Raw genomic sequence first — 13825 nt, 5'->3', positions numbered from 1 at the left:
AAAACATCCACCATGCGGAAGTCTGCCCACTTTCGTGTGAGGTGATGTTTCAACCTCTATCCGTCCCATTACAGAACGGCATTCGCTTTCTCCGCATTCCTCTGCCCGCACTCCATTCGGCTTCACTTACGGTCTGCTTACCTGCTGTTACACAGGAGAAGTACGGGTTTACCATGTTTCTTGTATATGACAAACGAATGGGTTAGAATCCGTCTATCCGCCGGCAGTCGTTATGTCCGTGTAACCTTAGCATGGAGAAGGTTAACCGACTGCATCCCTTTTGGGTTAGAGCCCAGTATCATTAGCGGCTCATTCGAAGTTACGACGTTTATCAACGGTTCACATTACATTATTCATACCATTCAGCCTAGCTCCCCTGTCGTTCGATACTAACGGCAGTTGTCATCCCCTCACGGTTCAGACTTCTCCTTTCGGAAGGGCTTCATTGTTGGTTCTGTTACCGCACGGGTTCATTGCTTAATACCGCACGTTCCCATAGGCTACTGTTGACGGAACAACAGGTTCAATCGTTCGATTTCCAACTCGTGGAATGAAAGTTGAACAATCATATACAAGACTTACATGTCACAGCCACGCTTCCTCTATGATGATCATCTTGCGCACTCCCTTCAAACGGCGCATCTTGTTGATAAACAACTCCATGATAATGATAGTCGTCACCGGGAAAAGAATGGGGTGATCTTTAATTTGATCGATTTCGAATACAATAAACCGCTTGCCGAGCAAGTCAAGCTGCTTATCGGAGTTAAGCAGAAAATCATATTCTCCGCCACGGTAATAAGGCTCCAATACATTCAGGAAACCCGCAAGGTCGAAATCCTTTTCCCGTACCTGCTTCTCTTCCAGAATCTTTCGGTAGTCCGTTTTTACGAACTCGTAAAAGGTGTTGAACGAGGGAATAATACTTTCATCCTCCTTGATACGCCTGATATACAGAGCCACCGCATTGGATAATGCCACTTCTTCCGAACGTGTCGCCGGTTCATTGTCCTTTTTCCAGAGTGTGAGGATCAATGTCTTGATACTCTCACGTTTCTCTATATCGAAAACTTTATCATCCGTGAAAAAAGGATTGAACGCTATCGGGTTTTCGTCCGTATAAGTAAAGTAGATACCATCCTTGCCCCCAGTCTTTTGGTGTATCAGCGAGCAAAGCCCTTGGTAACTGTTTCCCGTGTCGATCAATACCACGTGTGTGCCCTGTTCATAATACTGCCTTGCCAAATGATTCATAAAGAATGATTTGCCGCTTCCCGAACCACCTAATACGAATTTGTTTCGGTTGGTAGTTACGCCACGTTTCATCGGCAGGTCGGAAATGTCCACGTGCAGCGGTTTCCCGCTGATGCGGTCTGACATCTTCAGCCCGAAAGGTGAAACTGAGCTGCGGTAGTTCGTTTCTTCCACCCAGAAACAGAGAGCCTGTTCGATGAACGTGTAGAAACTCTCCTCCGCCGGGAAGTCCGCACCGTTTCCCGGCATCGCCGCCCAATACAGTGTGGCGGCGTCCACCGTGTTATGGCGTGGCTTGCATTCCATCATGGCGATCTGACTACCCACGTCATTGCGCATGTTCTTCACCTCCATCGGGTTATCCGTCCATGCGATAATGTTGCAGTGGGCACGTACCGAGGTAAGCCCGAACGAATGTGCGTCATTCAGGTACAGGTCAATCCACTCTTTATTAATCTGGTTGCTCCGTGAGTACTTCGAGAGCGACTGCATGTTGCGTGCGCTCTTCTCAAAACGTTGCAGGTTCTCGCCGCTGTCATCCAGAAAAACATACTGGTTGTATAGATGATTGCACGAGAGCAGCAGACCTACCGGACTGGCGAATGACAGCTTGCAGTCGCTTTTGTCCGTTGATAATCGCTCATACCGGCAGTCCGTACCCACTTTGTTGGGTAACGCATCCAGTTCCGAGAGCGTATGCACCGAAACGTGCTTGTCACCGACACGCAGGCCGTCATCTCCGAGTTCAATGTCTTCCAGCGTAGTGGTATCTGCCATTGACAGACAGAAATATTTCTCCACCAGTCCGGCCTTATCCTCCGTACCGGTAATCTCATCACCGCCAAGCCGTCTTAGACGCACCAGTCCCGTATCGTTTACGATCCGGGCGAATTGCCCCACCGTATCCAGAAAATAGGCGGTAGTATCTTTGTCCACCTCTTTGGGGATGATGAATCCTCTGCACAGCGAAGAGAAATTGCTCTGCATCCTCATGCGCTCTTTCGTTGTCTTGGTCAGGTACAGATAGCATTTATGGTTCAGGAAAGGTCGCTCATTGAAGTGCAGCTCGTAACTTCGGGAAAGGAAACTTAAATTCTCCTTGTCTGTCTGGCTGCGGTAATCCTCCCGGATAAACCAATCCTGCTTATGTACCACTGTATAATTGGGCAGTACCTTGATGGCCTTTGCCCATGCCGCATGGATAGCCTCATACTCTGCCGCCGTCACCGTGAAGAGTTCGGGTAGTTCCACCTCAAAGACGGCGGTGATGTCCGCATCTTTGGAAATGATACAGTCCGCTTCGACAGCGAGAAGCGGAAACTTGCTTTCCAATGTGGCAGCTTTTAGTGTGTTCCGCATACATTCTTCTTTTTAATCGTGAATAACTTTCGGGGACTGATTCGGTTGATCAGGTAGCGGGGGTGCTGTTTCTTGGCCAACAGCTTCATCAGCCCATGTTCTCCGAACTTGCCGTTCAAGTAAAATGTCAGCCAGACCAATACGGAAGCGGACGTTACACCGAAAGCTATGCAGAGCCATTGACCGATTCCGGCCATATAGAGAATGACAAACAGCACGAACAGGGCCAGCAGCCCGCCGGCAAAAATGAAAAGGTATTGCGCCTTGAGTCCCTTGAACTCCGCACTCTCGCCGATCCCCTTGTTCAGTTCATAATCCATATACATTATTATATATAGGTGAATCTATCCCTTAGAGGAAGAACGAACGCAGGATAGTGGCGGCGACAATCAAAAAGATGCACGCACCGAACCAAGAGGATGCCACCTTGCTCACATCCGGATCGCCGGAGCTAAACTTATTGTACACTTTAATCCCTCCGACCAAGCCAATCACGGCTCCGATGGCATAACACAATTTCGTACCCGGATCGAAATAGCTCGTGACCATCTTGGTCGCTTCTGTGATACCGGCTGAACCATTCCCTTGCGCATAGAGCGAGCCTGTAGCGATCAGTATAACCGCCACGAATACAAGTCTTTTCGTATTCATAAAATAATTGGATTTGAATGTGGAGCACGACGGTAAAAGAACCCGCCGTGTCCTGTTGTTAATTAAATTTGTTTGGGGGTTTCTCGTGGGAAATAAATAGGTGGGCTATCCGTAATCTCTTTCCTTCATGTACATTTTACTTTATTCGTTAGACAATATCACTGAGGGAAAAAGTATCCGGTATGGTTTCTGTCGCCGATTCGCTGTCCGGGCAGCTCCGTCTGCGGTATGCCGTAAGGTGTAACTCTATCAGCGAGCCGATCCGTTCCTCACGTTCTGCATCACCGGAGATCAGTTGGTCGAACATCGGGGTGTTACGAAGCTCTGCCAGCGTCTTTCCGGCCTGAAGCCTTTCCTCTTCACTGGCTGCTTCACCACTGACCGCTACACGCACCGCCAGTCCCATGTCCTCGAAGCGGATGCCCGTAGCTTGCGGTGTGCATCCCGGCAGGCGTTTGTCCTGCTCGTCATCGTCTATCGGAGGATCATCATCAGTCGGTTCTTCCCGGAACTCCAAAGGGACATCCATATCTTCCATCAATTCCAGTTCTTCCGGCATCGAATCCCCTTCGACAAACAATTTGTCCAGTTCCTCGGCGGAAACTATTTTCGGGTACTTTTCCTTCTCCGATGCAAAAGTATCGGCTTCATTTACAGGTTTTTCATTTTCATTTTTTCCGGGTATTTGTGGCGTGGAGTGGCTAAGAGAAAATGTACTTTTGCCTAAAATATCACTTACGTCCACCGCCATTCGGGTAAGAATCTGCTCGGCTTTTTCCGCTCTCTTCTTTCGGTTGTTCCGCTCGTAACAGAGGTAGGCGACTATCCACAGCAGATAGCCGCCGATAAGTAAGAATAAGGTTGCTGACATGGTTTCTGGGGGTTAAAACAGTTCGGTACTTCGTTTTTTATATTCCTTCGTGATCTCGTCTTGGTAGGTGGCAAAGTGCTGTTCCAGCACATTGTCCACATAGCTGAATATGGACATCTCGTTGTTCCCGATTGTCTGGACAATCTTCTGAATCCGTTCGTGGAACTCTTTACGCAAGTAGATGGTCTTGCCAAGCCGTGCGCAGACCGGTGACTCATGGATGAACAGACGGACATATCCGTTCTCTTCATCGGCCTGTCTTTTATTTCCGGCCACTTGCACCTGTCTGTCTGCCGGTCGTTCTTCTTTGAACGAGGCGACTATGGAGTTCTCGTCAATGTCCGTCAGGTTTATTTTTTTCCGTTCGTTTCCCATAGCCTACTTTTTGATAATGGACAACAATTCTTCCGTAATCTCTTTCAGGTTACTGCCTTTGACCAGCGTACTGTCCGCAGGGAACAGCGTGGAACGGAACAATGCCTTATGTTCTCCCGTCAACTCACGGCGGAACCGTTTGCTGTCCGGCAAGAAGGTATTCAGCACTTTCAATCCCAGCTCGCCGATCACTTCTTCATACACCGTGTACAGTTCCGATTTCTCCCGACCGTCCACCATGTTCCACAGCAGGTACAACCCTTTGATATTCGTCTTGCCCGTAGCGATCAGCGTATCATTCAGCCGGCTCGCAAAGCGGAGTGTACTTTCCATCACCACCCTGTCGGCAGCAATGGGGGAAAAGATATAGTCCATGTTCGCCAGCGTGTTCAGCACGCCCGTGCTGTTTACCGTACCCGGCAGGTCGAAGAACACGATGTCCGTTTCCGGCATCTTTTCCAACAGTTCGTCCGCTTTCGTGATAGCGTCCTCGGCCGTACTCTCCGCTATCGGATAGGCTTTCTTCCGTATCCGTTGCAGTTGCTTGTACGCCATCAGTTTATAATGTTCGTCCTCTATGACCGTTTTCAGGTCACGTTTTCTCATCTCGGCAATACTGTGTTGCGGGTAGTCGCAATCCACTACCGCCACATTCATTCCTTTCACATAGTGCAAGTAACTTGCCACCAGCACGGTCAGCGTTGTTTTTCCTGCTCCGCCCTTTTGAGTGGAAAAGGCGATAAAGAGTGTTTCTTTTTTCATGATGCAGTTTGTTTACAAGTGATACTTTTGAATCTACGCCGCAAATAAAGAAGGAAAAAGAGGGAAAATTCATAGTTGGGAAATGGCGAGGTTCGAGTGGCCGGCTCCTGACATAGAATGGCTGGATGAACAGCTAACCGACCGAAGGATTATCCGTCTGATTAGCCAATCGGATACTTGTCCGACCACACATGATATTACTGGATTGTATTGCCTATCGGATAACCAGCCAAGAAAACAGCCGAACAATAAATAAACTGTCCGAACAAAAGGTTATCCGCTTGGTTGGCTGGTCAGCCACACCAACGTTGCAATAGCTAACCGTCTGATTGGTTACCTGACCGATTGGTCGTTCAGTTAGTCAATCGGTCATCTCGCCATCATTGACTGCCCGTTTCCCCTTTGTTCCACCCCATGTGTACAAGTGGCTATCATTTGGCGCAATTTGGCTAATATCGCTGATATACAACAAATTATACAACCATATAACTTTGCGCCATCCAACCGGGGAATGGGTCGTTTGCTTCCCGCCGGTCGTTAATCCCCGCTTTCCCCGAAAGCGTTCTTTCCTCTCCGAAGAGGAAAGATTTATGTTCACCAGAACATAGCAAGCTGTGTTTTTTGCAGCACCACTCCGTTTTGCAGCAAAAAACGCTTGCCCTTGCAGGGGGCTGCAATTTGCTCCGAAGTCGCAAATTGTGGGAGGGAAGCTAACGGCGGCAATTCCATCCGGGTGGAATTGTACCACATAAAAAATGTATATATGAACAACGAGAAAAAGCATCCCCACACACGGGGGAAAGGGGGCAGATTACCCAAGTCGAACCCGGCCGTCCACCGTGAAACCGTCAATCTGGACGAAGCCGGTCATGCACGGTTTCTCACCATGTTTGAGCAGTCCGGCCTGTTGTCCAAATCCAAGTTCATCGCCGCACGGATCTTTAACGAAGAGTTCAGGGTGATCCGAACAGACCGTGCCACAATGGAGTATGTAGCCAAGCTCACGGAACTGTTCCAGCAGTTCCGTGCCATAGGAGTAAATTACAACCAAGCCGTCAAGGAGTTACACATCCATTTCACCGAAAAGAAAGCGTTGGCACTGCTCTACAGACTTGAAAAGCTCACCCTTGAACTCGTGGAGTTGAACCGCCGGATTGTCGAACTTTCCCAAAAACTCGCCTCACATGGTAGCCAAGATCAGTGTGGGTAAGAATCTATACGGCGCATTGGCCTACAACCAGAACAAGGTCGATGAAGGCGGAGCGAAAATCCTCTCCACGCATCTCCTTCGCTATCCCGAAGACGGGTGTTTTCGCCCGGATGAATCCATGCGGCAGCTTCTCGAATGGATGCCGAGCCATTACCGTACCGAGAAGCCGGTCATACATATCTCCCTCAATCCGCATCCCGACGATATACTGACTGACGAGCAACTGGCGGAAATCGGTAGGGAATACATGCAACGGCTCGGTTATGGTAACCAGCCCTATCTTGTTTTCAAGCACGAGGACATCGACCGGCACCATATCCACATCGTTTCCCTGCGTGTCGATAGTGAAGGCAGGAAAGTTTCTGACAAGTTCGAGCATCGCCGTAGCAAAGAGATTACCGAATTTCTGGAACAGAAATACGGCCTTCATCCGGCGGAAGGTCAAAAGAAAGGTGAAGAGTGGCAGCTGAAGCCGGTAGATGCGGCCAAAGGGGACATCAAAAGACAGATAGCCCGCACGGTCAAACCCCTGCTCAAACTTTACAGCTTCCACACAATGGGCGAGTTCCGTGCCTTGCTTTCCCTGTATAATATAGGTATGGAAGAAGTGAAGGGAGAAATGGGCGGACGTACCTATCATGGGATACTCTATACCGCTCTGGACAACAACGGCGAAACGGTAGCCACTCCCATCAAGTCCTCCCGACTGGGCAAAATGACAGGAGCGGAGCAACTGGACAAGAAGATGCGGGAAGCCACCGCAAAAGCCAAGTCCGATCCGTGCCGTGAACGGATTCGACCGTTAGTGGCTGACGCTCTGCGTCGGTCCGTAGACGAACGGGATTTTCGTGACCGCTTGGCAAAAGAACAGATAGACTTGGTTCTCCGCCGCAACGAAACCGGCAGGATTTACGGTGTTACCTTTATAGATCATCGCAGCCGAACCGTGCTCAACGGCTCACGTCTGGGTAAGGAGTTTTCAGCAAATATGCTCAACGAACGCTTTCAGGAACAGCCACAAAATCTCATGCCGCCACTTCAGCCACCCGTTCCTCCTGTTGTGGATCTCGAAAACGGGGAGAAAATTCTGGGAGGGTTGCTTTCCGGCATGGAGCCGGAACTGAATTATGTACCCCGGCATCCCAAGCTCCTGAAACCCGACAAGAAGAAACGCCGGCATCGTTACGGTCGTCAGGACTGACCCCGTATTACAGAATCATTTATTCGATAACTTTTAAAAATTCAGCATTATGTCACAAGAAGATGATCTTCGGGGACTGGCAAAAGTCATGGACTTTATGCGTGCCCTCAGCGTATTATTCGTAGTGGTCAATATCTATTGGTTCTGCTATCCCTCCATCCGGGAGTGGAACGTCAATATCGGAGTGGTGGACAGGATTCTGCTGAACTTCCAGCGCACGACCGGATTGTTCGGCTCCATCCTTTGGACAAAACTCTTCTCCGTTACCTTCCTTGCTCTCTCGTGTCTGGGGACGAAAGGCGTAAAGGAGGAAAAAATCAAATGGGAGCATGTCTGGACAGCCCTTTTCGCAGGTTTCGTCCTCTTCTTTTTCAACTGGTGGTTGCTCGGACTGCCCATACCGTTAATGGCACGCACCGCCTTTTATATATTCACTCTTACTGTCGGTTACCTCTGCCTGCTCGCTGCCGGTGTATGGATCTCCCGTCTGCTCAAACAGAATCTCATGGACGATGTATTCAATAACGAGAACGAAAGTTTCATGCAAGAAACCCGTTTGATTGAAAATGAATACTCTGTAAATCTGCCGACACGGTTCTATTATAACAAGAAATGGAATGACGGCTGGATCAATGTCGTGAACCCCTTCCGTGCCTCCATCGTATTGGGAACGCCCGGTTCGGGAAAGTCTTTTGCAGTGGTAAATTCCTATATCAAGCAGCAGATAGAGAAAGGCTATGCCGCCTATATCTACGACTTCAAGTTTCCCGACCTCTCTACCATTGCTTACAATCACCTGATCAGCCATTTGGAGGGGTACAAAGTGCCGCCGAAGTTCTATGTCATCAACTTCGACGATCCCTCACGCAGCCACCGCTGCAACCCACTCAACCCGAAGTTCATGACCGACATCTCCGATGCTTACGAGAGTTCGTACAGCATCATGCTCAACCTCAACCGGTCGTGGGCGGCGAAACAGGGTGATTTCTTTGTCGAGTCACCCACCATTCTCTTTGCCGCCATCATCTGGTTCTTGCGGGTGTACAAGGACGGCAGGTATTGCACCTTCCCCCATGCCGTCGAGTTCCTCAACAAGCCTTACGAGCAGATTTTCCCCATCATGTCCTCTTATCCCGAATTGGAGAACTACCTCAGTCCCTTTCTCGATGCGTGGTTGGCGGGAGCTGCTGACCAGCTCATGGGTCAGATCGCCAGTGCAAAGATACCCTTGTCCCGCATGATCTCACCGACACTCTATTGGGTGATGTCCGCCGACGAGTTCTCTTTGGACATCAACAACCCCGACGAGCCGAAAATCCTCTGCATAGGCAACAATCCCGACCGGCAGGCAATCTACGGTGCTGCGCTCGGTCTGTACAACAGTCGTATAGTGAAGATTGTCAATAAGAAAGGTAAGCTGAAAAGCTCCATTATCATTGATGAACTACCCACCATTTTCATCAAGGGGCTGGACAACCTGATAGCCACCGCACGCAGTAACAAGGTCGCCGTACTACTCGGCTTTCAGGATTTCAGCCAGCTTATCCGTGACTATACCGACAAGGAGGCGAAGGTGATTATCAACACGGTGGGTAACCTCTTTTCGGGGCAGGTCGTGGGGGAAACAGCCAAAACCCTCAGCGAAAGGTTCGGCAAGATACTCCAGAAACGCCACTCTATCTCTATCAACCGGCAGGACGTTTCCACCTCCATATCCACCCAGATGGATAGTCTTATTCCACCCAGCAAGATCAGCGGGCTGACGCAGGGAATGTTCGTCGGCTCCGTTGCCGACAACTTCGGAGAGAGGATTGAGCAGAAAATCTTCCATTGTGAGATTGTTGTCGATGCCAAGAAAATTGCCGAAGAAGAAAAGACATACCAAAAGATACCCGTTATCACCAACTTCGTGGATGATGACGGAATGGATCACATGAAGGAAATGGTACAGGAGAACTACAATCGGATCAAGGAGGATGTCAAACGGATCGTGACCGATGAATTGGAGCGCATCGCCAACGATCCCGCTCTAAAGCATCTCTTGGAACTGAATAAATGACAAAATCCCCTGTAAACACTATGGTTTACAGGGGATTTTGTCTGTTTCGGAAATCAACTTACCTGCTACGGTAATGTTTCTCGTCATCTTCTTCCATCCGTTTGAGCAGCACTTCACGCAGGCGGTCAATGAAGTAGGTTCGTTCGTCCGCCTTTCGCCTGCGTATCCGTGCGTAGTAGCTCGAGGCGTTCTTCACGTCTATGCCCAGCAGCCCGCACACGTGTTCCACTACACGTTTCAGCGTGACATCGCCGTCGTTGAACAGCTTCAGTTCATGGCAGGCGTACAGCAACTCTATCAGGTTGATAACGTCCGAAGTCCAGATAACCGGCGGGGCACCCGTCGGTGCGGCTGTTTTCACCGAACCGGCCGGGTGTATCTCATAGGCGAACTTGCAGTAGGCTTGCATCCCTTCCAGATAGGTCAGCGTGCCGATAATATAGGAGTAGCAGATCAAATGTTCCTTCTGTGTCGTGCGGTAATGCTCACGCAGGATGACCAGCCTGCAACTCAGGTATTGCAGCTGGAAAAGGACAATACTGATGTCGCTCTCCGCACGTTGCAGCTCGTACACTTCCTTTACAAACTCTGTATTAGCTTTCGAGAGTGTTTCCTCGTTGCTGTTCTCTTGTCCCAGCAATAGGAGATAAGGGGTAACATTGAATAATCTCATAATGTTTTTCGTTTAAGTATGAAAATGGCTTCAATGTAGGGGCTTTACCTGACATGCTTGTTCCGCTTTTCGCCGAAAATACCGATGGCTATTCGCCCAGATAGAACTAACGGCGTTCCTTGCACAATTCATCGTACAAGTCTTTATGCAGCTCGCTCGGACTTTGCTTCATCTGCTCCATGCAGAACTCCCAGAAACGGTTGGCAGATACGAACCCGTTCTTCTCGGCTATCTCTATCAGCGGACGGTCGTAATAATACTTCAAGTCCCTCCGTATCTGTTCAATGCGTTGCTCTTTGAGCCACTTGTTGGCGGAGCGATGATAAATCTTGCGGAACCTCTCACGGAAAGTCGAAACACTCATGCAGAACATTCCGGCAAGTTCCTCTACGCTGTGCGTTCGGTAACTGTAGCGGTTCACCTTCATTCGGAAGACGGCGGTAAACAATGGCTTCAACCGTTTCTCGGCAAACTGGAAGTCCAGCTCGGTGAGGGGCGTGTACTGTCGGCTGATCTGTTTGCGCCGTTCCACAAAGAAATAGTCACACACCTCGTTGCACATATTGTACAGGGGTTGCGGCGTACCGGTACGATACAGCACCTCACATAGATAAAGCATCTCCGGCGTGCGGTACGCTTTCCGGTAAGGCTCGACGAAATGGTGCAGCAGGTCGTTCTGTATCTCCACCTCTTTGGAGAGGGAGAGCAGCATCAATAGTGGCTGATACTCCCTGCATGATACCGAAGGCAGTTCGGGCAGTTGTTCCATCTGCCGCAGGATATGGCGGCACAGCTCCGTGTTATGGGAGTAAGGTTCCAGCACAAGAAATTTTTTTGTACTTTTCGCCTTTAACAGCGCCTCCACATCCACACGGAGCGTATGGGTTATTTCTCTCAGTGATTCCGGTGCGGTTGTCACCAGTTGTTCGATAAATTTTGTTTCCATAATAATGTGTTTATTATAAATCCATGATGTATCCCATCTGAAATTTCACAAAGATAACCGCCATGATATGGTAACGACTTCCGCTTTTCGCCGGAAATATTTCCGTGTCTGGAAATAGAATTAAATTTTTACCTTATCCTTTATAAAGGAATAATATACCAGATAGTATGTGTTTTGAAGTATCTATTCATGGACGGCTACGGCTGTCTAATTTATTTTTATAGACTCTACAATTTTCAAAATTTCAGATTCAGAACTATCATCAGACGTTGTAGTAGCAATGATAAAACTTTCCAATGTTTTCTTATTCATATGAATAACAATATTCTGATTTATATAGATGTTTCCACCACCTGCTACTGCACATTCCATCTTCCCCGAAACCTTTTCAAATACTTTTCCATGAATATTTATATTTTCTACTCGAAATTCCTCCATAGACTTGGTCAACAGATCATGCATATGTTCCATCGCTTCTTCTGAAGGTGCTTTAAGGTAGCTGACGGTTAAACTATTGACACCATCTCCTTGAAGTTGAAGTATCTGCTTCGTATCAGACTTTTTTATTGTTTTCCAAGTTGATGGATATTGGCAACTGAAGCCACAACTGCTATTGACATATTCTTTCATTCCGTTGACTAAATCGGTTTCACTCCCGGTAAAAGTAGAAACATCCGTTGTATTTTGTGGAATCTGGAAGGAAGCATTGGGCTCTGCCTCAATGGCATCTCTTTCGAAAAAAGCGTTTTGCGCATATTGTTCGAGTGTACCATTATCCCACATCTTTCTGATTTCCACAAAATCTGCTGGCAGGTTGGATGTCTGTCCCACAAAAAGAAAAGCGAAGATTAACACAAAAGAAATTTCTGTGAGTGAGGTACAAAGGGTTGAAGCCTTTTTCACCGCATATCGGTCGGTCAGCAGATATAGGATACCTAATACGACTCCGGATATAAGTCCGCCAATATGGGCGGCATTGTCTATGTTTTCCACCCTTATACCGGATGTAAGGTTATAGAAAACAAAGAAACCGATACTGTACAACAAGGATTTACGTTGTCCTTTTTCTATCTTGTGATGAAATATCAGATAGGAAAGAAATATGCCATAAAGTCCGAATATTGAACCGGAAGCCCCGGCACTTATGATTTCTGGATGTATGGTCAGGCTGGCAAGAGCCGAAAACAATCCTGTCAGAAGATAAGCTGTTCCAGAAATACCCCGATATACAGTAATGCGTACATATTCATAAGTATATGAATCACTCCTATATGGATGAAATTGCAAGTAACGGTTCTCCACCAATCACCGGTAAGTGTAAGAGGACCGAAATCTGCGCCCCATTTTATGATGGATATTCCCGTAGGGGCTATCAGGCTTACTCCACATATTGCCATGATTACAAATAAGGCGACATTGATATAGGTAAGCAGAGGCGTTGCTATATTCCCTTTACGGATTGTCAAAAGCGATCGCAAGGATGCGTTCGCTTTTTCGTCCATACTCATAGAAGCATCCTTATTTTCTTCAAAAGCAGAGAAATCTCTACATGTGTTTTCTCTGTCTGTATCAACAATGTATGATACGTCTTTCATCTTATCCAAAAGAGGCATGATACCATTGACCTGTTTGAATAACACTTCTTCTGTATATACGGGAATCAGTTGATAAATGGCTACCGAATCTCCATTGGGTAGTTGGCAGTTTTCCGCCCCGCTATCCCGTTCTTCAGGAACGGTGAGCAGGAGGGATGTCATGGAGGTATCATCATGTAACGGTGTACCATCGGATAGTGAGTGTCCACACGTGATCCATGTATTTCCCTGCTGAAGCCATGATGCGCATCGCAGAAGCCAATCAGTTGGCCACACATCTTCCGTATTCCATGTTGGAGGCATACACATACAAAACTCACACCTCGAAGGAATTTCCTTATCCGGCACTGGCATAACAGAAGCTCCTACTCCACAGGTGACCAGTGTATAGCAGTCGAATCTGCTTGTTGGTTCGATGATGAGAATTTCCACTCCAGACGGTGAGACAATGCTTTTGGTGATACCTTTAATACCACCATAGAAATGACGGATATGAGAAAGTACGGTATTCTGCTCTTCTAAGGTATATGCACATGCGGTGTTGTCTACGGCCTTGGATACATTTGAAGGCATATTGTGACTGTTTTGCACCTGTTGCATGGCTGCTATGAGTTTGTCAAGGTTCTGCTTGTTCTTCCCCCAGTCAAAGAGCTGCATGGATGTACATACACTTGTAGCGAGAAGCAGTCCGTCTTTCCCGTCTATTACAGAAAGAACTACCTTTTCTTGCCACGATCTCAAACTTGCAGATGTATAAAATTCAGCTTCTTCACTTTTTATATTACCCGCTTGCCAACCGAGATGTTTGGATGCTTCAATAGCAAGAAGCATCAGTTCTTCGGAAGAATATCCGGCTAACTCTATTATTC

At 47.9% G+C, this 13825-nt stretch carries 11 protein-coding genes and 2 pseudogenes; 4 read left to right on the top strand and 9 right to left on the bottom strand.

Features of this window, described 5'->3' with window-relative positions; genetic code table 11:
- Positions 1-591: 591 nt before the first annotated feature.
- The 6 genes and pseudogenes from NSB03_RS09110 to NSB03_RS09085 all read right to left on the bottom strand — a co-directional run.
- Positions 592-2613 (bottom strand): annotated as a pseudogene (locus NSB03_RS09110) (TraG family conjugative transposon ATPase); the annotation flags it as partial.
- Positions 2598-2933 carry a DUF4133 domain-containing protein gene (locus NSB03_RS09105; protein WP_024986818.1) on the bottom strand — a complete coding sequence of 112 codons (336 nt, stop codon included), beginning with the start codon at positions 2931-2933 and terminating at the stop codon, positions 2598-2600. The pseudogene NSB03_RS09110 and the gene NSB03_RS09105, both read right to left, overlap by 16 nt.
- Positions 2934-2964: 31 nt before the next feature.
- The gene (locus NSB03_RS09100; protein WP_024986817.1) at positions 2965-3264 is read right to left on the bottom strand and encodes a DUF4134 domain-containing protein; all 300 of its coding nucleotides are present in this window, start codon (positions 3262-3264) and stop codon (positions 2965-2967) included.
- 148 nt (positions 3265-3412) lie between these two features.
- The gene (locus NSB03_RS09095; protein ID WP_257466343.1) at positions 3413-4135 is read right to left on the bottom strand and encodes a conjugal transfer protein; all 723 of its coding nucleotides are present in this window, start codon (positions 4133-4135) and stop codon (positions 3413-3415) included.
- A gap of 12 nt (positions 4136-4147) precedes the next feature.
- Positions 4148-4510: a DUF3408 domain-containing protein gene (locus NSB03_RS09090; RefSeq protein ID WP_024986816.1), complete on the bottom strand. Its 363-nt coding sequence runs from the start codon at positions 4508-4510 to the stop codon at positions 4148-4150.
- Positions 4511-4513: 3 nt separating this feature from the next.
- Positions 4514-5272: a ParA family protein gene (locus NSB03_RS09085; RefSeq protein ID WP_024986815.1), complete on the bottom strand. Its 759-nt coding sequence runs from the start codon at positions 5270-5272 to the stop codon at positions 4514-4516.
- An 82-nt stretch (positions 5273-5354) separates the two neighbouring features.
- On the opposite strand from NSB03_RS09085, the gene NSB03_RS09080 reads away from it, so the two are divergent.
- From NSB03_RS09080 to mobC, 4 genes are all read left to right on the top strand, one after another.
- Positions 5355-5528 carry a hypothetical protein gene (locus tag NSB03_RS09080; RefSeq protein WP_154398040.1) on the top strand — a complete coding sequence of 58 codons (174 nt, stop codon included), beginning with the start codon at positions 5355-5357 and terminating at the stop codon, positions 5526-5528.
- 507 nt (positions 5529-6035) lie between these two features.
- Positions 6036-6482, top strand: a complete 447-nt coding sequence (mobA, locus tag NSB03_RS09075) for a conjugal transfer protein MobA (RefSeq protein WP_024986813.1) — start codon at positions 6036-6038, stop codon at positions 6480-6482.
- On the top strand, positions 6457-7683 hold the full coding sequence (mobB, locus tag NSB03_RS09070; RefSeq protein ID WP_024986812.1) for a conjugal transfer protein MobB: 1227 nt from the start codon (positions 6457-6459) through the stop codon (positions 7681-7683). Before mobA ends, mobB begins: the two co-directional genes overlap by 26 nt.
- A gap of 46 nt (positions 7684-7729) precedes the next feature.
- Positions 7730-9742 (top strand): conjugal transfer protein MobC, encoded by a 2013-nt coding sequence (mobC, locus tag NSB03_RS09065; protein ID WP_168166623.1) that lies wholly within the window; start codon positions 7730-7732, stop codon positions 9740-9742.
- A 58-nt stretch (positions 9743-9800) separates the two neighbouring features.
- Here the strand turns inward: mobC and NSB03_RS09060 are convergent, their stop codons facing one another.
- The 3 genes and pseudogenes from NSB03_RS09060 to NSB03_RS09050 all read right to left on the bottom strand — a co-directional run bounded on the left by NSB03_RS09060 (position 9801) and on the right by NSB03_RS09050 (position 13529).
- Positions 9801-10415 carry an RteC domain-containing protein gene (locus NSB03_RS09060; protein ID WP_036617874.1) on the bottom strand — a complete coding sequence of 205 codons (615 nt, stop codon included), beginning with the start codon at positions 10413-10415 and terminating at the stop codon, positions 9801-9803.
- A 106-nt stretch (positions 10416-10521) separates the two neighbouring features.
- A complete protein-coding gene (locus NSB03_RS09055; RefSeq protein WP_036651041.1) occupies positions 10522-11361 on the bottom strand; it encodes a helix-turn-helix transcriptional regulator in 840 nt (279 codons plus the stop codon).
- A 207-nt stretch (positions 11362-11568) separates the two neighbouring features.
- A pseudogene (locus tag NSB03_RS09050) lies at positions 11569-13529 on the bottom strand (rhomboid family intramembrane serine protease).
- Positions 13530-13825: the final 296 nt, after the last annotated feature.

Origin of the sequence: Bacteroides acidifaciens (assembly GCF_024623065.1) — a bacterium.
Classification (GTDB): domain Bacteria; phylum Bacteroidota; class Bacteroidia; order Bacteroidales; family Bacteroidaceae; genus Bacteroides; species Bacteroides acidifaciens.
This window is presented reverse-complemented; position numbering and strand designations above follow the sequence as displayed.

Excerpts from the sequence above, each read along its gene's own strand:
- NSB03_RS09105 (WP_024986818.1), bottom strand. The coding sequence starts at position 2,933 with ATGGATTATGAACTGAACAAGGGGATCGGCGAGAGTGCGGAGTTCAAG.
- NSB03_RS09100 (WP_024986817.1), bottom strand. The coding sequence starts at position 3,264 with ATGAATACGAAAAGACTTGTATTCGTGGCGGTTATACTGATCGCTACA.
- NSB03_RS09095 (WP_257466343.1), bottom strand. The coding sequence starts at position 4,135 with ATGTCAGCAACCTTATTCTTACTTATCGGCGGCTATCTGCTGTGGATA.
- NSB03_RS09090 (WP_024986816.1), bottom strand. The coding sequence starts at position 4,510 with ATGGGAAACGAACGGAAAAAAATAAACCTGACGGACATTGACGAGAAC.
- NSB03_RS09085 (WP_024986815.1), bottom strand. The coding sequence starts at position 5,272 with ATGAAAAAAGAAACACTCTTTATCGCCTTTTCCACTCAAAAGGGCGGA.
- NSB03_RS09080 (WP_154398040.1), top strand. The coding sequence starts at position 5,355 with ATGGCGAGGTTCGAGTGGCCGGCTCCTGACATAGAATGGCTGGATGAA.
- mobA (WP_024986813.1), top strand. The coding sequence starts at position 6,036 with ATGAACAACGAGAAAAAGCATCCCCACACACGGGGGAAAGGGGGCAGA.
- mobB (WP_024986812.1), top strand. The coding sequence starts at position 6,457 with ATGGTAGCCAAGATCAGTGTGGGTAAGAATCTATACGGCGCATTGGCC.
- NSB03_RS09060 (WP_036617874.1), bottom strand. The coding sequence starts at position 10,415 with ATGAGATTATTCAATGTTACCCCTTATCTCCTATTGCTGGGACAAGAG.
- NSB03_RS09055 (WP_036651041.1), bottom strand. The coding sequence starts at position 11,361 with ATGGAAACAAAATTTATCGAACAACTGGTGACAACCGCACCGGAATCA.